We start from the raw sequence: 18,017 nt of genomic DNA, 5'->3' as shown, positions 1-18,017 counted from the left end.
GGCTGAGCGTCCAATCGCCGGGGCGACGTCACAACCCTTACGGCGCTAGGTGTTGCGGGCGGCGGTGCGGAGGGCGGAGGCCACCGCGGCTACTGCTGGGGTGCGGCTCCGGCGGGTGAGGAGGAAGACCTCTCGGCCGACTGCGCCCTCGGCCGGTCGGCGGAACGCTACGCCGGGGGCGCCGTAGCCGAGCACCAGATCGGGCAGCAGAGCGCCGGCGCCGGTGGTGCGGACCAACTCGAGGAGGATCAGGAAGTCGTCGGAGCTGTAGCGCAGGTCCGGCTCGAAGCCTCCGAGCTCCCGGCAAACTCGCACATGCATCTCCCAATGCCCGGTGCCAGGTTGGCAGGCAGCCCACTGGACGTCGGCCAACTGCGCAAGCGGCACCTGGTCGACGCCGGCCGCGGGATGGTCCGTGGGCAGCACAACGTGGATGCGTTCGCGCAGCAACCGCTCTCGACGCAGATCCGCATGCACAGCCCGCGGCTGACCGTCGTACTCGTCCCCGACCACCACATCCAGCTGCTGCAACCTCACAGCCGGCGCGGCCTGCTCCACCTCGGCCTCGGTCGCCTCGACGCGGATGTCCGGGTGGCTGGCGGACAGCGTTCGTACTGCGGGAGCGACGATGCGCAGGAACGCGGACTGGAAGGCTGCGACCCGGACCACTCCAGCCGCCCGCCCGGCCGCGATTGTCGCCAGCTCTGCCTCGGCTGCCTCCATCCCCTCCAGCAGCGTCTCGGCATGCCGCACGAGGACTTGTCCCGCCGCAGTGAGCCGGACGTTGCGCCCGACCCGCTCCAGCAGCGGCGTGCCGGCTTCGCGTTCCAGCACCGAGAGCTGCTGCGAGATGGCGCTCGGCGTGTACCCGAGCGCCCGCGCGGCGCCATGCACGGTGCCGCGGCCGTGCACCTCACGCAGCAGACGGAGCCGATGCAGATCCAGCATCCGTTCAGCTTAGCTACACGATGCTGTACAAGAACAGGTGATAGACGTGAACAGTCACTCGCCCTGACCATCGATGTCGTGGGTTCTCTCTACTGCTTGCTCTCCGCCATCGGGTTCGGCGCCATGGCTGTCTTCGGCAAACTGGCGTACGACGCAGGCGTGTCCGTGGACGCGCTGTTATTGGTTCGCTTCGGCCTGGCCGGCGTACTGCTGCTGGCCATCGCGCTGGCCCGCGGAGCGCTGCGGCGTGTCCCGCTCCGGGCAGTCCTGATCGCCCTGGGCATGGGGGTGTTCGGCTACGCGGCACAGGCCAGCCTCTACTTCTCCGCGCTCACTCGGATCGATGCATCGCTGGTCGCGCTGATCCTCTACCTCTACCCGGTGCTGGTCATGGTCGGCGCGGTGGCGCTGCGCCGGGAACGCGCGTCCTGGCGACGGGTGTGGGCATTGGGTACGGCGCTGGCGGGGATCGGACTGGTGCTCGGCGGCGCTGCAACCGGGCGGTTCGACTGGCTAGGCGCGTTGCTGGCGCTAGGGGCAGCAGTCACGTACACCGGCTACATCCTGGTCGGCGACCGCGCGACCGCGGACGTGCCGCCGCTCGCACTGTCCGCGCTGGTCTGCACCGGCGCCTTCGGCACCTTCCTGCTCATGGAGGCACTCCGAGGCGGCACCGCGCTGGACTTCGCCCCGATCGGATGGCTTTGGCTAGCAGCGTTGGCACTGGTCAGCACGGTCGGCGCGATCCTGCTGTTCTTCGCCGGGATGAGCCGGGTCGGCCCGTCGACGGCCTCCATCCTCTCCATCCTGGAGCCGGTCGTGACAGTGCTCGGTGCGGCGGCTGTGTTCGGGGAGACGCTCACTGGGGTGCAGTGGCTAGGCGGGTCGCTGGTCCTGGCCGCCGTACTGATTGTCCAGTGGCCCACTCGGCCGATGGTTGCTCATGATGGCCGGCAGGCTGGCGCTGCAGCGAGCGCGGCGTCGGCCTGAGCGGCCGCGTTGAGGTTCTTCGGAGCGGCTGTCCAGGCAGCGACCCACATCTGCTGTGCGTGGTCCGCGTCGAACGCGCCCGCAGCGTGAGCCGCCATCGCCGCCAGGTGGTTCTCCCAGTCACGGGCGGCCGCCTCGTTCGCGCTCGCTGCCCGATCGAGTGCGGTCCGTCGCTGGCTGCAAGCACCTGGCAGCTTGGCGCATCCACCCTGGGCTTTCGCCTGGGCAGTAATCGCAGCTTTCAAGGTCGCGATATCGGTGGGACCGGCCAGGCGAGTCCGCTTCCAGATGGCTTTCGTCGTCTCCTCGGAATTCTTTCCGGACAGCAAATCCGTGCGGGCCTGCACGTGTTCCCGCCAGTGGCCGGCCGCGGTGTGTGCCGCGGTCACGACCGCTTCCGTCGTACGGATCTCCGCGGCGCAGGCATCCGCGCTGCTTTGGACCGTGGGAGTCGCGGATGGTGAAGGACTGCTTGCGACGTGTGAAGGCTGGCTCGACGGCTCGTCGTCCGACCCGAGCTGGGCGATCGCCGTACCCGCCGCGACGAGCGCGACCGCGCCGACGAGGCCGGCCACAGCCCACCGCGACCTCAGGTGCCGATGAATAGCGTGTCTGGCTCGCGACATTTTCGAGGTCCTGACGTGCATAATTCCGTCGAGCCAAAATGCTGCCACGTTCCGCACAAAAGCGCGAACAATTCACCATACGCGGCAGTAGTCATGCAATACGTTAGACGCGAATCGTTGTCTGGACTTTCGCTGGATCCGGGGCGCCGGGCGGCAGACTTGACGCTATGGACCGGCGGATGGCGTGGGTGGGCGTCGCTGCGCTCGTGCTGACGGCCGCTGTCGCCTGTACCTCCTCCGACGATGCGGCACCCCCTGCGTCGGCTCCGAGCGCGACGACCGCAACCCCCACCCCGCCACCCGCTGCTCCGACGCCAACCCCAACGCCATCGCCCGAGGCCAAACCACACCCGGTCTCACTCCAGGCGCTGATGGCCAAGAAGTACGACGGCCGCAACCTCCGCCTGGTCCGGGTCCTGGCCCGCAACTCCGCCTACACCCGGTACCACGTCACCTACTCCAGCGGCGCGCTGACCATCTCCGGGATCATGAACGTCCCCACCACCCCGGGCCGGCATCCGGCGCTCGTCCTGAACCACGGCTACATCGACCCAGCCATCTACACCAACGGCCGCGGGCTGATGCGTGAGCAGGACTACCTCGCCCGCCGCGGGTACGTCGTACTGCACACGGACTATCGCAATCACGCGCAGTCGACCGACGACCCGCGGGCCGAGCTCAACCTGCGACTCGGCTACACCGAGGACGTGATCAACGCGGTGCTCGCACTGCGGACGTCGCCGTACGTCGATCCCGAGCGGATCGGACTGCTCGGCCGGTCGATGGGCGGCGGCATCACCTACAACGTGCTCGTCGCGCAGCCCGGGCTGGTCAAGGCTGCGGTGGTGTTCGCGCCGGTCAGCTCCAACACCGTCGACAACTTCAACCGCTGGATCCGCAACGAACGCCCGATCGCCCAGACCGTCCTACGCACGTACGGCGAACCGTCGCGCAACCCGCAGTTCTGGCACAACGTGTCACCGGTGAACTTCTTCGACCGCGTCACCGAACCGGTCCTCATCCACCACGGCGCATCCGACTCCACCTGCCCGATCGCCTGGTCACGCACAACCCTCGCCGCCCTCAAATCGGCCGGCAAGACCGCCTCGATGTACACCTACCCCGGCGAAGAACACGCCTTCGGTCCAGCCTGGCCAACCTCCATGTCCCGCACGGTCGCGTTCCTCAAACAGCAGGGCCTTTGACCGCGCTGACGGCGTACATCGTCAGTGACATGTGGAACGCGCCCTGGTCGGCGGCGTCGTGGAGTCCGCGGGCGAATGCCTCGGCCTCGGCAGGCGTGATGACGCCGCCTTGCAAGGCGTTCAGGTGCATCATCGCGACGTAGCCCTGGCGTGCGCCTTCCTGCGACTCGATCCAGGTGGCGGCGGTCTCGCCGGAGATCTCGAGGCCGGCTCCGGCGAGCATGCCGCGTAGCCGGCGACCGGAGTACGGGTTCGCCGACTGGCCGAGGAAGTAGTCGACCATCCGATGCAGTACGCCGGGATCCGCCGGATGGATGATCGCCGTCGCCCAGTCCGTGTCGATCAGCGCGATCCGCCCGCCCGGACGCAGTACGCGCGCCATCTCCTTCACCACAGCGGCGGGATCCGCAACGTGCTGCAGCACGCGCTCGCATCGCAGTACGTCGACTGACTCGTCCTCGAATGGCAGCGCCGCCGCGTCCCCGTCGACGAACTCGGCTCCGCTCGCCCCGGCACGTCGTACCGCCTCAGCTCGCAGGCCGGGACTCGGCTCGACCCCAACAGCACGACCGGCCAGCTTCGCGAGGGCGACGACATCCTCGCCGGTCCCGGAGCCGACGTCCACTGCGGTGTCGGCGGGCCCAGGCGCCAGCTGCTCGAGAGCCCAGGTCTTCAGCGTCTGTACGGCGGGACGCGCCGCCATCTGGTCCAGGATGAACGCCAGCCTCCCGGCGTCCTGCGCGTCGGCGTCCGCCAGCTTGAAACTCCCCTGCTGACCGTCGTACAGCAGATCGGGCTCGTCCGACATCTCAGTCCCCCCTCGAGTTGAGACCGAGCGTAGCTCCGGACGAGCCCTTGTTTGATCCGCTTTGCCCTTTAAGGCAAGGGCTGCCACTCGTCGTCGCGCATCCGGAGGATCGCCCACCCCACCGCGGCGAATCCGGCTGCCTGCAATCCCCAGCCGATCAGGTCGAGCGTGTGGCTCACCAGCACGATCGCGGCGATGGCATGGATCGGCTGCGAGATCGCCGTCGCGACCGCGGCCCACCGGGGCACGATCCGGGACCGCCACATCGCGAGCCCGAGCAGGATCGTGCCGAGGACGTGACCGGCGACGAAGAAGGCGCCGGCCAGGTCGATCGTCCCGTGCGTCACCTCGGAAACCCGGGTGATCGCGGCCGGGTCCAGGCCGGCCGTCCCCGCGGACCAGGTGAAGATGTCGCTCCAGGCCATCCACGGCAGCGCCAGATACCCCGGTACGACGAGCAGCAGCGCGATCGCGGTCAGCCACGGCGCCCGCCGGCGGGTGAGCCGTCCGACGAAGTACGCGCCGGGTACCAGGGTCAGGATCCCGACGAACCCGAGCCAGAGCACCAGCGAACCCCGATCGAGGTTGCCGACGACCTTGCTCGTGATGGTCGCCGGGTCGTCCGTCGTGTTGTAGGGCAGGAAGTACCGCAGCAACGCGATCGCGGCCGGCCCGATCGGCAGGATCAGCGCGGCGAACCACCGCGACACCGGTCGTACGTCGGCTCCCGTCGTACGGGTCATCGTCTGGCTCATCGCACACCCGCCAACTCACGGGAGGGCAGCAGCACTGCCACCACACCGAACACGGTCGCTGCCACACCGACGCCCGCACCTACGACCGCAGGCGCCGGTACGTCGGACACGAAGAACGCCGGCACCGCCAGCAGCGCCGACACGATCCGCAAGGTGATCAGCGGAGCGAGCGGCCACCGCAGGCCGCGCCACGCGTACCCGGTGAGGACCAGGCTGATCAGCCCGACCACCGTGGCACCGATCGCGATCTCCATCGGCGGGTGCTCCCCGTCCGTCATCAGCGGCGTGAACAGATCCACCACCGACAACAGCCCCAGCACTGCCAAGCCGGCCTTGTTCATCCGAGACATCTCGTAGACCCCCTGTTTGAGGTTTCTTTCTGACCGCTCCACCGTCGCGCTCGACCCCGGTACGGCGCCTGGGCGCAGACTCCCCGCGAGTCAGGCGGTTCCCCGACTCCCCCGGGAACCGATTCCCGGGACGCCGGGACACTTCGGGGAGCACACTTCCTGTATGACGACACCCACCGAGCCCGTCGCGGCGGCCAGGACAGCCGGCCGGTCAGGCGGCTGGCCCGGCTCTCCAGGCGGCCGGCACGGGCTGCCAGGCGGCCAGCGTGGGCTGCCAGGTGGCCGGCGCGGGCTGGCCGGTGCGCTCGGTGGGTTCGCCGCGGCCGAGGTGATCGCCGCGCTGGTGCTGTCCGCCGTAGCCGGGTGGGGCTGGCAGGACATGCTGGACGCCTTCGTCGTCACCAACGGGCTGATGGGGCTGACTTTCGGACTCTGCGGCGCGGTGATCGCCTGGCACCGGCCGGGCAACCCGATCGGCTGGTTGTTCATCGCCGACGGCATCGGCCACGCCACCACCGCGGTGACCATGCCCATGAGCCAGCTGCTGGCGGATGCCGATGCCCCGATGGTCGCCCAGCGCCTGGTCGTCACGTTGGCGATGGCGGCCTGGCCGTGGTCGATCGGTCTGTTCCTCCCGCTCTCGCTCTTGCTGTTCCCCAACGGCCGGCTGTTGTCACCCCGCTGGCGCTGGGCCGCGGCGGGCATCATTGCCACGTCGCCCTTGTTCACCCTGGAGATGACCCTCGGCGACGGCGGCGGAACCGCCGAGGGGATACCGCCCGGCTATGGGTCCGTTTCGTGGTACGACGACCTCTCATGGTTGTGGACCTTGACCGAGGTCCGCGGGCTGATCGCGTTGCTGCTGGCAATCACCTCGTTGCTGATCCGATACCGCCGTGCGGACGAAATGGGCCGCCGGCAACTCCTGTGGTTGCTACTGGCATCCGTCATCGTGTTCCTCTTCATCACTCCGTGGGCGTTCGTGGCCGGTACGCCGATCCTTGTCCTGCTGGCGATTCCGCTGGTTCCGGTGGCCGTCGCGGTGGCGATCGTGCGCTACCAGCTGCTCGACATCCGGCTGGTCGTTTCCCGCGCACTCACCTGGGCGCTGCTGTCATTGGTTGCCATTGGCGCCTACGCGGCGCTCGCAGCCGTCCTCGGCTCGCTGATCTCGTCGCGTGGCGGCCGGTCCGCCGCGGTGACCGTACTCGTTGCCTTGATCATCGCGCCGATGCTCCCCTGGCTTCAGCGACTCGTCGACCGCGCCTTGTACGGCGACCGTCGCGACCCCGCCCGGGTCGCCTCCCGTGTCGGCGAGCAACTGTCCGCCGGACTCCCCGGTGTCGTCGCCGCCGTCCGGTCCGCTCTGCGCTTCCCGTATATCGCCTTGGCCGTCGACGAGTCGGTGGTCGCATCAGACGGTGTCGCGCCGGACGTCGTCGTACCTGTGGAGCTCTCGTACGGCGGGACCGCCGTCGGTGCGCTGCTGGTTGGTCTTCGATCCGGCGAGTATGCACTGTCCTCTGCCGACCGCAACGTGCTCGCGTTGGTCGCCGTACCGCTGGCTGTGGCTGTGCATGCGACGCGGCTGTCGGCTGAGCTCCAGACTTCGCGCGAGAAGCTGGTCTCCACTCGTGAGGAGGAGCGCCGCCGCCTGCGCCGCGACCTCCACGACGGTCTTGGCCCCACACTGACCGGCGTTGCCTTCACCGCCGACGCTGCCGCCAATCTGATGTCGACGGACGCTTTGAAAGCGCGCGAACTGCTCGCCACCTTGCGCGCCGACACTCGCACCGCCATCGCCGACGTACGACGGCTGGTCGACGATCTGCGGCCACCCGCGCTGGACGAGCTCGGTCTGGTTGGAGCGCTGCGACAGCGTGCGGATCAGTTGTCATTCCGCGCGGACGGCGCGTCGATCCAGGTCGACGTGGCAGCCGACGGGTTGCCGGCGCTACCGGCGGCGCTGGAGGTCGCGGCGTACCGGATCGCGACCGAAGCGCTCACCAATGTCGTCAAGCACTCGCGCGCGACGTCCGCCGTACTAGCGTTGCGCTGTGGAAGCCACCTGGAGGTCGAAGTGACGGACGACGGCCCGCCGAACGGCGCCTGGACTGCCGGCGTAGGCCTCCACGCGATGCAAGAGCGAGCCGCCGAACTGGGCGGTCGATTCGAGGCCGGTCCGTCACCGTCCGGCGGCGTTGTCCGAGCTCGTTTTCCCTTGGAGCACAGATGATTCGAGTCGTGTTGGCGGATGATCATCCGGTGGTGCGTGCGGGGTTGGCGGCCCTGCTTACATCGCTGGATGGCATCGAGGTCGTTGGTGTCGCAGCCACCGGTCGGGAAGCTGTCCGCGAGGTCGTCACCTCTCGCCCGGATGTCGCCGTACTCGACTTGCAGATGCCTGACCTCGACGGCTTCGCCGCGACTCGTGAGCTGGCCCGCTCCGCGCCGGAGGTCGCCGTACTGGTGCTGACGATGTTCGAGGACGACGACTCGGTGTTCGCGGCGATGCGGGCCGGCGCGCGCGGCTATCTGGTCAAGGGCGCCGAACAGGACGAGATCGCCCGCGCCATCCGCGCGGTCGCCGCCGGGGAAGCGATCTTCGGCCCTGGGGTAGCTCGCCGCGTGCTCGGCTTCTTCTCCGCGCCACCACCGGCAGCCGAGCCGTTCCCCGAACTCACCACCCGCGAACGCCAGATCCTCGACCTCCTGGCCGCCGGCCTCTCCAACACCGCCATCGCCGACCGCCTCAGCCTGGCCTCGAAAACCGTCGCCAACAACGTCTCCGCCATCTTCACCAAACTAGGCACCGCCGACCGCTCCACCGCCATAATCCAAGCCCGCAACGCCGGCCTCGGCAACCCCACCAACACCCCTTGACCCCGCCACCCCTGCCGTCCACTGAACCCACCGCGCCCCGCCCTCCCCGCCACTGAAGCCACCGCGCCCCGCCCTTCCTGCGATTGAAGCCACCGTGCACCGCACAGTGGCTTCGATTGCCGAGTGTGGGAAGTGTGCGAGCGAGTGAAGCGACCAGGTCGCCAGCAAGCGTTTGCCGGCGGCAAACTGCCGCACTCGGTGAGCCCTGTCCGCCGTACGGGCAACTCCGTCGGGCCGGCGAGGCCGAGGATTCCGATCGACACGGCAACGACCCCGAGACGGCCGGCGCGGGTCGGCATCGCTTGGGGCGCAGGGTTTCGCGGAACCGGCATCGCTTGGGCGCAGGGTTTGCGGAAAGAAGTTTGCGCCTGGTGGCAGTAAACATCCGGAAAGCGTCAGTTGATGGCGCGGAGGTAGCGGTTGCCTATGATTCGCAGGTGTTGGACGAGCTCGGGTGGGCCGTCGACGTGGAAGTCGAGGCCTAGCATGCCGATGTAGACGGCAACGACCTCGAGGGAGTCGGCGCCGGTGACGAGGACCGAGGTGTTGTCGTCGACAGACTCGACGATGCCCACGGCGGCGTGGATGCGGGACAGGACTTCCTCGGCCGGGGCGAAGACGGTGATCCGGGCGTGGACCTTCCAGCCGGTGGTGGCGACGTCACGCAGTACGAAATCGGTGTAGTCGTCACCCGGCATCGGGCGCGCCTTGTACCGCCGACCAGTTGCCATCCGCAACGACATCCAGTCGACCCGATAGGTGCGCCAGGCATCTTTCTCGTCGCGGGCGACCAGGTACCAGTACCGCTGCCAACTCACCAACCGGTACGGCTCCACCAGAACGGGCAGATCGGACGCACTCCCAGAGCCCGGCCCCCGGATCGGAACACCCGTAGGAATCTCGTAGTCGAACCGGAGATAGTGCTCGTCCCGGATGCACGCGGCGATCGTGGTCAGCACCGCAGGGTCGATCTCCGGATCCTCGACGTTGGACCCCGTGTTGTCGGGGCCTTTCTCCATCGTGCTGTGGATCGCGTTGACCTGCCGCCGGAGCCTGTGCGGCAGTACTTGCTCGAGCTTCGTCAATGCTCGCGCGCTGCTTTCAGCCATGCCCGCCACGCCCGCGCCGGTCCGCAGACCAACAGCGACGGCAACTGCTTCCTCGTCGTCGAGCAACAACGGCGGCAACTTGGCACCGACGCCGAGCTTGTAATGCCCGGCCGGCCCCCGCGCCGCGTCGACCGGGTAGCCGAGCTCGCGCAGCCGGTCGATGTCGTTCCGAACCGTCCGCGTCGTCACTTCCAGCCGCTCAGCCAGCTCCGCCCCAGTCCAAGCCGGCCTGGTCTGCAGCAACGCAAGCAACGACAGCAGCCGCGACGAGGTCTCGAGCATGCTGAAAACTCCTCCGGTTAATAGGAACCTAATGTTCCTATACGGATTCTACGGTGAAGCCATGAGCACAAACGAGAGCATCCGGCCCTTCACCGTCGACATCGCCCAGGCTGACCTGGACGATCTGCTCGCCCGCCTCGCGCGGACGCGGCTGCCCGAGCCCGCTCCCGGCGACGACTGGGACTACGGCACCCCGAACCACTACCTCCGCGAGATGGTCGACCACTGGCAGAACGGCTTCGACTGGCGCGCCGAGGAAGCGCGGATGAACGAGGTCCCGCACTACCTGACCGAGATCGACGGCCAGACCGTGCACTTCATCCACGTCCCGTCGCCGGTCGAAGGCGCCACCCCGCTGCTGCTGACCCACACCTACCCGGGTTCGTTCGTCGACTTCCTCGACATGATCGGCCCGCTGACGGACCCGGTCGCGTACGGCGGTTCGGCCGAGGACGCGTTCTCCGTCGTCGTCCCGTCGATCCCCGGCTTCGGATTCAGTACGCCGCTCGTCGACCGCGGCTGGACCATGGCCCGCGTCGCCCGTACCTTCGACAAGCTGATGCGCCGGCTCGGCTATTCGTCGTACGGCGCTCACGGGTCCGACGGCGGCGCGATGGTCGCCCGCGAGCTCGGCCTGCTGAACCCGGACGGCTTCCTCGGGTTGCACGTACTGCAGCTGTTCTCGTTCCCGTCGGGTGATCCGGCGGAGTTCGAGAAGTTCACGCCGGAGGACTACGCGGCGCTGGAACACCTGAAGTGGTTCCAGTCGGTCGGCGGCTACAACGCGATCAACTCGACCCGTCCGCAGACCGTTGCCGTCGGCATCTCCGATTCGCCGGTCGGCCAGCTCGCCTGGAACGAACTGTTCAACAGCTTCGGCAACGGCACCAGCCTGGTCACCCGCGACCAGATCCTCACCGAGGTCAGCCTGTACTGGTTCACCAACACCTCCGCCGCGGCCGGCCGCTACCACTACGAAGAGGCCCACGCCGGCGCCGAACCAGCCCTCAACCACGCCCCCACCGGCGTCGCCGTCTTCGCCGACGACTTCAAGACGATCCGCCCGCTCGCCGAACGCGACAACACCAACATCGTCCACTGGTCCACCTTCAAGGAGGGCGGCCACTACGCCTCCCTAGAACGCCCCGCCGACCTCACCGAAGACCTCCGCAAGTTCTTCCGCTCGCTCTAACCAATTGAAACCACGCCTCGGCCGGCCCACTCTCGGTGGACCGGCCGCGGCGCGTGTGCTGTGCTGCCCCGAGCCGCGGACCCGGTCCACCGGACGCCGGCCGCAGGTTTCCGGAAAGAAGTTTGCACCTGCTGGCAGCAGCTTTCCGCAAAGCGCAGCAACCAGCCCCCGGCCAACCCGCGGGGCACGAGCCCGCTCCCTGGCGGGATCGAGCCCGTACCCCTGGCGGGATCGAGCCCTTACCCCTGGCGGGATCGAGCCGGCACGCCCACATCCGGGCCAGGGTTGGGCCCGCGGCCCCCTGCCAGGGCTCGGGTTCACTGGCGCCCGGGGCCCCGCGCCCGGGCCCACCGCGCGGGGCCCACCGCGCGGGGCCCACCGCGCACCCTCTCCACCGAACGCCACACAGCAGGTTTGCGGAAAGAAGTTTGCACCTGCTGGCAGCAGGATTCCGCAAAGCGGCGCAACCAGCCACAGGCCGACCCCGCGCGGGACCGAGCCAGCACGCCCTGACGGGATCGAGCCGGCACGCCCACATCCGGGCCGGTGTTGGGCCCGCGGCCCCCGTGCCGGGGCTCGGTCTCCTGGCGCCCGGCGTCCGGCCCGCCGCGCCCGGGCCCGCCACGCCCGGGGTCCTGAAGAGCAGCTCCGCGAGACGCCGCGCCGAGTGCCGGCCCGAGTGCTGCACAGCGGGCGGTGGGCCGCCAGGCGTTTGGTGGGTTACCCCACCAGCTTGTGGGTTCCCCGCCTGTATTCGAGCGGGGAACCCATCATTTGACTGGTCAGCCCATCAAATGATGCTGGTGTCGTCCCTGCGGACGAGGCGGCGGACCAGGCAGGCGGTGGTGGCGTGTACGTCGTAGGGGCGGCCGGTGCCGGGGGTGAGCTGGTCGAGCACCAGGCCGTCGATGGCGAAGTGCAGGAGGCGGATCTCCTCGGCGCCGCCGGGCAGGCCGGCGTTCGCGTTGAATGCGACGTCGGCCCACACCGCGCGCGGGAGCGCCGCGCACCCGTCCACCGAACGCCACAGCAGGTTTGCGGAAAGAAGGTTGCGCCTGGTGGCAGCAGGATTCCGCAAAGCGGCGCAACCAGCCGCGGCCGACACTCCCCGAGGTGGGGGGCGGGCCGGCGCCCTCGCGGCGGGGTCGGGCCGGCGTCGGCGCCCACCCGCCGCTCACCTCCTCCATCGACGTCAGCGGCAGATGTCTGAAGCGGCGGACCTGAGCCACTCACCATGCCTTCGCGTGGATTGCTCCGGTCGGGTGGCTGAGCGTGGGTGGCTCGGGTTATTCGGGGTTGGTGAGTGCTACAGGTCCGCCGATGAGGTGGTCGGGGTGGACGGGGATGTGGGTCAGGGGCTGGCGGGTGGCTTGGCGGAGGGCGGAGAGGATGGCGGGGCCGGAGGAGATGGTTGGGGGTTCGCCGACGCCGCGGAGGCCGTACGGCGCGTGCGGGTCGGCGTACTCGAGGAGTTCCACGCGCATCGGCGGTACGTCGAGGATCGTGGGGATCAGGTAGTCGGTGAAGGAGGCGTTGCGGACCAATCCGTCGGTGACGACGATCTCCTCCATCACCGCGAGCCCGAGGCCCTGGACGCTGCCGCCGTAGATCTGGCCGCGCACCGCCTGCGGGTTGATCGCGCGACCGACATCCTGCACGCAGTCAAGCGCAACCACCTTCACCAGCCCCAGTTCGGTGTCGACATCAACGACCGCCCGGTGCGCGGCGAAGGCGTACTGAACGTGCGCGTCGGCTTGACCAGTCTCCGGATCAAGCGGGTACGTCGGTCGATGCCGCCACTCCACAGTCCGTTCCACCACGGTGTCCGCGAGCAGATCGGCCAAGCTCCCGATGCCGCCTTCCGTGTCCGACACAACCTTCCCGTCAACCAGCCGCAAGCCGCGAACCATCCGCCCGTAGCAGCGCTGAGCGACATCGAAAACCTCCGCTCGCACCGCCTCGCAAGCAGCCTTCAACGCCCCACCAGTCACGTAGGTCTGCCGAGACGCCGAAGTCGACCCGCCGTTGCCGACCCGCGTATCCGCCGGAGCCAACACCACCTTCTCGACCCCGAGTTCAGTACGCACGATCTGCTGCTCGACCGTGACCAGCCCCTGCCCGACCTCCGCAGCAGCCGTGTAGACAGTCACCACCGGCTCGCCCCCGACGATCTCCAGCCGTACGCGCGCCGTCGAGTAATCGTCGAACCCCTCCGAGAACCCCACATTCTTAAAGGCGACCGCGTAGCCGACACCACGCCGTACGCCTTCTCCATGCGTCGTGTTCGAGACACCGCCCGGCTGCTCGCGCAGATCCAGTCGACTGGGATCGACCGGCGGCGGCAGCGGCAGCGCCTCTACTCGATGCAGCAGTTCGACGACCGGTGCCGCGCTGTCGACCAGCTGACCAGTCGGCACGCGCGACCCTTCGTGCAGGGCGTTGCGGCAGCGCACTCCCACCGGATCAAGTCCTAGCTCGGCCGCGATCCGGTCCAGCTGGGCTTCATACGCGTACGCCGCCTGGACGGTGCCGAAGCCGCGCATCGCTCCACACGGCGGGTTGTTGGTGTAGGCGCCGTAGCAGTCCATCCGGACGTTCGGTACGTCGTACGGGCCGATGCCCATCGTGGCAGCGTTCGCGACGACCGCTGGTGTGCTCGAGGCGTATGCGCCGCCGTCGAGATAAATGGTGGCGTGGACGTACACGATGGTGCCGTCCCGCCGTACGCCGTGCTCGTACCGCATCCGCGCCGGGTGGCGATGGACATGCCCGAGGAACGACTCCGCCCGGTTGTAGACAATCTTCACCGGCTTGCCAGTGTGGATCGCGAGTAGACAAGCATGGACATGCATTGACAAGTCTTCACGACCGCCGAACGCTCCACCCACGCCGGCGAGCGTGAGCCGCACCTTGTCCGGTCCGAGGCCGAGGGCAGCGCAGATCTGCTTCTGGTCCACATGCAGCCATTGCGTGGCGACGTACAGGTCGATCCCACCGTCCTCGGCAGGTACGGCGAGCCCGGATTCGGGGCCGAGGAACGCCTGATCCTGCATGCCGACGTCGTACTCGCCGATGATCACGACATCGGCCTTCGGGTCGGGATCGCCGGTGCGGATCTTCACGTGGCGAACCAGGTTTCCGTCGGGATGCAGACTTGGTACGCCGGTTCGGCCGGGTGTGTTCCAGTCGACGTGACCGACGGCCGTCATCGCGTCGGTGATCGGCGTGAGCTGCTCGTAGTCCACGACGATGCGTTCCGCCGCCAGCCGGGCGACCTCGGGGTGATCGGCCGCGACCAGCGCTACCGGTTCGCCCTGATAGCGCACGACGTCTTCCGCTAGTACCGGCTGATCCGGGTGATCGAGCCCGTACGCATTGATTCCCGGTACGTCGTCAGCCGTCAGAACAGCCTGTACGCCCGCCATCGCCAGCGCCGGTGCGATGTCGATCGACCGGATCCGCGCGTACGGGTGCGGACTGCGCAAAGTCGAGCCCCACAGCATCCCCTCCATCCACAGGTCCGAGGAGTAGGCGAACTGGCCGGTGACCTTCAGCGTCGCGTCGGGGCGTTGCGGGCTGTCGCCGATCCGGCCCGTGCTTGTCGAGGACTCCGTCCGTAGCGTCATCGCCAGCTCCTCAGCCTTGCCTGCTCCTGAGCTTGTTGCGTGCAGCAACGACTTGGCGGGTCACCGCAGCTTGCTCGACAGTGACGAGCCGGTCGTGCTCCACCACGGTCCGGCCGTTGACCAGCAGCAGCTCGAGCGGCGGCGGCGAGCCGAGCACCAAAGCCGCCACTGGATCTGCAATTCCGGCATGCGGAAGGTCGTCGATCCGCCACAGCGCCACGTCCGCGAGCTTTCCGGGCTCGACCGAACCCAGTTCGTCCGCGCGTCCGAGCACCTCGGCACCACCGATCGTCGCCAACTCGAGCGCGTCGCGGACCGACATCGCCTGTGGACCTCCGGTCGAGCGAGCGAATAGCACCGCCTGCCGGACCTCCTCGAGCAACGAGCCAGCCTCGTTCGATGCGGAACCATCCACGCCGAGTCCGACCCGCGCACCGGCGTCTCTGAGATCTCGCACTCGCGCGATCCCTGCTCCGAGCCGTGCGTTGGACGACGGGCAATGCGCAACGCCTGTCCGCGTGCTGCCGAGCTTCTTCAGGTCCTCGTCGTCGAGATGGATTGTGTGTGCGAGCCAGACATCGTCGCCGAGCCAGCCGAGTCGCTCGAGGTATTCGACGGGTGAGCAGTTGAAGTGCTCCCGGCAGTACTCGTCCTCGTCGAGCGTTTCCGCGAGATGCGTGTGCAGCAGTACGCCGTACTTTCGGGCGAGGCGGGCGGCCTCGATGAGCAGCTCGGGGCTGACCGAGAACGGGGAGCAGGGCGCGACGCCCATCCGCACCATCGCTCCGGGCGTCGGGTCGTGGTGGGTGGCGATCGCGTCTTCGGTGCGGCTCAGAATCGTGTCTAGGTCCTCGACGATGTCGTCGGGCGGGAGGCCGCCGTCGCGCTGGCCGAGGTCCATCGAGCCGCGGGTCGGGTGGAAGCGGAGGCCGACCTCGCGGGCCGCCTCGATGGTGGCGCCGAGCGGGTCGCCGCCGGTCTTGGGGAAGACGTAGTGGTGGTCGGTTGTCGTCGTACAGCCGGTACGGGCGAGCCAGGAGAGTGCGCCGAGTGATGCGGAGTGGACGAGCTCGTCGTCCAGCTTCGCCCAGGTCGGGTACAGCTGCTGGAGCCAGTCGAAGAGACCGGCGTCGGTGGCTTGGCCGCGGGTCAACCATTGATACAGATGTTGATGAGTGTTGATCAACCCTGGAGTCAATACACATCCAGATGCGTCAATGTTGTGCACGGTACGGAGGGAGAACGGCGCCGGCCCGCTCCCGACCGCAACGACGCGCGCGCCGTCGACCACCAGATGCCCGGAGCGGTATTCCGTGCGGCCCGCATCCATCGTCACGACCGCACACCCCGACAACACGGTGATCATGCGGTGCCTCCGACCCGGCCCACGGTGCTGGCCTCGATCCGGTCCACGGTGGTCATGCGGTGCTCCGGATTCGGCCGGCTGCGAGGCGGACGGCCTCGAGGATCTGCTCGTAGCCGGTGCAGCGGCAGAGGTTGCCGGCCAGCGCTTCGCGGATCTCCAGGTCGGTCGGGTCCGGCGTACGTCGGAGAAGGTCCTCGATCTGCACCAGGAGTCCCGGCGTACAGAATCCGCACTGCACGGCTCCGGTCTCAACGAACGCCTGCTGGATCGGATGCAAACGCTCGCCATCCGACAGCCCCTCCACCGTGCGGATCTCCCGCCCGTCGGCCTGCCCCGCGGCGACCAGGCACGAGCAGACCGTCTCGCCATCGAGGTACACCGTGCACGAGCCGCATTCGCCTTGCTCACAAGCGTTTTTCGAACCAGGCAGCCCCATCCGCTCGCGCAGGACGTACAGCAGGCTCTCGCCCTCCCAAACGTCGTCGAGTTCGCGAGCCTGCCCGTTGACTGTGCACGTGATCCGCATCCGGCGCCGCCCTCATGCCGCGGACTGACCGGTCGCCCAGTACTCGTCCCAGGCCCAGGTCAGAGTACGACGAGCCAGCACGGACAGCGCGTGCCGTCGATAAACCGCAGTCCCCCGTACGTCGTCAATCGGTGCCGCCGCCTCCGCGACGAGCTCGGCAAAGCGCCGTACGACGGACTCGGGCAGCGGACTGCGCCGACGCCACAGTCGCAGGCCTTGTAGTACTTCGGTCAGGTAGCGCTCGGCCTCGTCCGCACGGATCGGGGTCGGGGCGGCGGAGCCGATGCCGGTGCCGACGACTTCGGTGTGGGCGTCCAGGGCGAGGGCGAAAGAGCAGACCGCGATCACCATCGCATTGCGGGTGCCGATCTTGCTGAACTGCTGCGGACCACGTGCGGTCGGTATCACTGCAGCGGCGATCAGTTCGTCCGGTGCGAGGGCGTTGCGTTTGACGCCGGTGAAGAACTCGTCGATCGGGATCAGCCTGCTGCCGCGGGTCTTTGAGCTGACCTCGATCTGGGCGCCGACGGCGAGTAGAGGCGGATGGCTATCGCCGGCTGGAGAGGCGGCGCCGAGGTTGCCGCCGACGGTCCCGCGGTTGCGGATCTGCGGAGAGCCAACGGTCCGCGCTGCCATCGCCAAACCCGGGAGTTGATCAGCGAGTTCGTCGATCACCTGGCGGTAGGTCACGCCGGCGCCGAGGCGGATGTGTTCGTTGGCGGTGGTCGACCAGGTGCGGAGCTCGGGGATCCGGGTCAGGTCAAGCAGAGCCGCTGGTCTGTGCGCGGTCAGGTTGAGCTCGACCATCACGTCGGTCCCACCGGCGAGCGGCAGCGCATCCGGACGATCCGCCTTCATCGCCAGCGCCTCGTCCCAGCCCATCGGCGTCAAAAACTCCATCCGGCCCTCCCCCGGCCCACCACCTCCAGTGAAAGACTTCCTCGCCCAGACGCCAATACCTCATCCCCAGCGTCACCCTCCGTGACACCCTAATCACACCTCGACACTGCCCCCGCTCCCCGCCCCGCAGCCCGCCGCCGGCAGTCGGCAGCCAGCCGCACCGTGCCAGCGGCTCAGGCCGGTGCCGGCTGACCGCATTTTGGTGAGTTCACCCAATGCCCCTCAGTTCGTGGCCGGGTCGGACGGTCAAGCCAGCCTCGGCGACCGCCGCGTTGTGCCCTCGGGGTGGGGCGCACGGTGGCTTCACCGTGCCGTGGCCAGGCCCACCGCAGACGGTGGAGGGCTTCTTTCGCCATGAGCCTGTTGCGATTTGGGTTCGGGGTGATCGGTTCGTGTTGGCTGGCGGTCTGGCCGTCGGGGTGGTCTTCCCCGTGGGTCAGGTTGCTGGTTG

General features: G+C 68.5%; 16 protein-coding genes. 5 read left to right on the top strand and 11 right to left on the bottom strand.

Annotation, left to right across the window (positions count from 1 at the left end; translation table 11 throughout):
• Positions 1-45: 45 nt before the first annotated feature.
• A complete protein-coding gene (locus EV646_RS34690; protein ID WP_132156316.1) occupies positions 46-948 on the bottom strand; it encodes a LysR family transcriptional regulator in 903 nt (300 codons plus the stop codon).
• Positions 949-1,026: 78 nt separating this feature from the next.
• Here EV646_RS34690 and EV646_RS34685 point away from each other — a divergent pair, with 78 nt between their 5' ends.
• Complete coding sequence (locus EV646_RS34685; RefSeq protein WP_132156314.1) at positions 1,027-1,938, top strand: DMT family transporter; 912 nt, start codon at positions 1,027-1,029, stop codon at positions 1,936-1,938.
• On the opposite strand, the gene EV646_RS34680 is transcribed toward EV646_RS34685, so the two are convergent.
• Positions 1,890-2,513 (bottom strand): hypothetical protein, encoded by a 624-nt coding sequence (locus EV646_RS34680; RefSeq protein ID WP_132156312.1) that lies wholly within the window; start codon positions 2,511-2,513, stop codon positions 1,890-1,892. The two genes, EV646_RS34685 and EV646_RS34680, sit on opposite strands and share 49 nt — an antisense overlap.
• 218 nt (positions 2,514-2,731) lie before the next feature.
• On the opposite strand from EV646_RS34680, the gene EV646_RS34675 reads away from it, so the two are divergent.
• Positions 2,732-3,769 (top strand): alpha/beta hydrolase family protein, encoded by a 1,038-nt coding sequence (locus tag EV646_RS34675; protein ID WP_241996525.1) that lies wholly within the window; start codon positions 2,732-2,734, stop codon positions 3,767-3,769.
• On the opposite strand, the gene EV646_RS34670 is transcribed toward EV646_RS34675, so the two are convergent.
• The 3 genes from EV646_RS34670 to EV646_RS34660 all read right to left on the bottom strand — a co-directional run bounded on the left by EV646_RS34670 (position 3,750) and on the right by EV646_RS34660 (position 5,682).
• A complete protein-coding gene (locus EV646_RS34670; RefSeq protein ID WP_132156310.1) occupies positions 3,750-4,577 on the bottom strand; it encodes a methyltransferase domain-containing protein in 828 nt (275 codons plus the stop codon). The two genes, EV646_RS34675 and EV646_RS34670, sit on opposite strands and share 20 nt — an antisense overlap.
• Before the next feature lie 68 nt (positions 4,578-4,645).
• A complete protein-coding gene (locus tag EV646_RS34665; protein WP_132156308.1) occupies positions 4,646-5,332 on the bottom strand; it encodes a DUF4386 family protein in 687 nt (228 codons plus the stop codon).
• Positions 5,329-5,682 carry a hypothetical protein gene (locus EV646_RS34660; RefSeq protein ID WP_132156306.1) on the bottom strand — a complete coding sequence of 118 codons (354 nt, stop codon included), beginning with the start codon at positions 5,680-5,682 and terminating at the stop codon, positions 5,329-5,331. The genes EV646_RS34665 and EV646_RS34660 overlap by 4 nt, the downstream gene beginning before the upstream one ends.
• Positions 5,683-5,845: 163 nt before the next feature.
• Between EV646_RS34660 and EV646_RS34655 the strand changes: the two genes are divergently transcribed.
• Positions 5,846-7,918, top strand: coding sequence for a sensor histidine kinase (locus EV646_RS34655; protein ID WP_132156304.1), 2,073 nt, complete (start codon positions 5,846-5,848; stop codon positions 7,916-7,918).
• The gene (locus EV646_RS34650) at positions 7,915-8,565 is read left to right on the top strand and encodes a response regulator transcription factor (RefSeq protein WP_199237368.1); all 651 of its coding nucleotides are present in this window, start codon (positions 7,915-7,917) and stop codon (positions 8,563-8,565) included. Before EV646_RS34655 ends, EV646_RS34650 begins: the two co-directional genes overlap by 4 nt.
• A 395-nt stretch (positions 8,566-8,960) precedes the next feature.
• On the opposite strand, the gene EV646_RS34645 is transcribed toward EV646_RS34650, so the two are convergent.
• Positions 8,961-9,956 (bottom strand): helix-turn-helix transcriptional regulator, encoded by a 996-nt coding sequence (locus EV646_RS34645; protein WP_132156302.1) that lies wholly within the window; start codon positions 9,954-9,956, stop codon positions 8,961-8,963.
• 61 nt (positions 9,957-10,017) lie between these two features.
• On the opposite strand from EV646_RS34645, the gene EV646_RS34640 reads away from it, so the two are divergent.
• Complete coding sequence (locus tag EV646_RS34640; RefSeq protein ID WP_132156300.1) at positions 10,018-11,148, top strand: epoxide hydrolase family protein; 1,131 nt, start codon at positions 10,018-10,020, stop codon at positions 11,146-11,148.
• A 790-nt stretch (positions 11,149-11,938) separates the two neighbouring features.
• Here EV646_RS34640 and EV646_RS34635 read toward each other — a convergent pair.
• From EV646_RS34635 to EV646_RS34615, 5 genes are all read right to left on the bottom strand, one after another.
• Entirely contained in the window at positions 11,939-12,166 is a 228-nt protein-coding gene (locus EV646_RS34635) for a hypothetical protein (protein WP_241996524.1), read from the bottom strand.
• A 268-nt stretch (positions 12,167-12,434) separates the two neighbouring features.
• Complete coding sequence (gene pucD, locus EV646_RS34630; RefSeq protein WP_132156298.1) at positions 12,435-14,774, bottom strand: xanthine dehydrogenase subunit D; 2,340 nt, start codon at positions 14,772-14,774, stop codon at positions 12,435-12,437.
• Positions 14,775-14,784: 10 nt separating this feature from the next.
• Positions 14,785-16,140 carry an 8-oxoguanine deaminase gene (locus tag EV646_RS34625; protein ID WP_132156296.1) on the bottom strand — a complete coding sequence of 452 codons (1,356 nt, stop codon included), beginning with the start codon at positions 16,138-16,140 and terminating at the stop codon, positions 14,785-14,787.
• A 52-nt stretch (positions 16,141-16,192) separates the two neighbouring features.
• Positions 16,193-16,666, bottom strand: coding sequence for a (2Fe-2S)-binding protein (locus EV646_RS34620; RefSeq protein ID WP_132156294.1), 474 nt, complete (start codon positions 16,664-16,666; stop codon positions 16,193-16,195).
• A gap of 12 nt (positions 16,667-16,678) precedes the next feature.
• Complete coding sequence (locus EV646_RS34615) at positions 16,679-17,566, bottom strand: FAD binding domain-containing protein (RefSeq protein WP_132156292.1); 888 nt, start codon at positions 17,564-17,566, stop codon at positions 16,679-16,681.
• Positions 17,567-18,017 lie beyond the last annotated feature (451 nt).

Origin of the sequence: Kribbella antiqua (assembly GCF_004345665.1) — a bacterium.
In the GTDB taxonomy this organism is placed as follows: Bacteria; Actinomycetota; Actinomycetes; order Propionibacteriales; family Kribbellaceae; genus Kribbella; species Kribbella antiqua.
The sequence above is the reverse complement of the archived record's forward strand: the minus strand, read 5'-3'. Positions and strand labels throughout refer to the sequence as shown.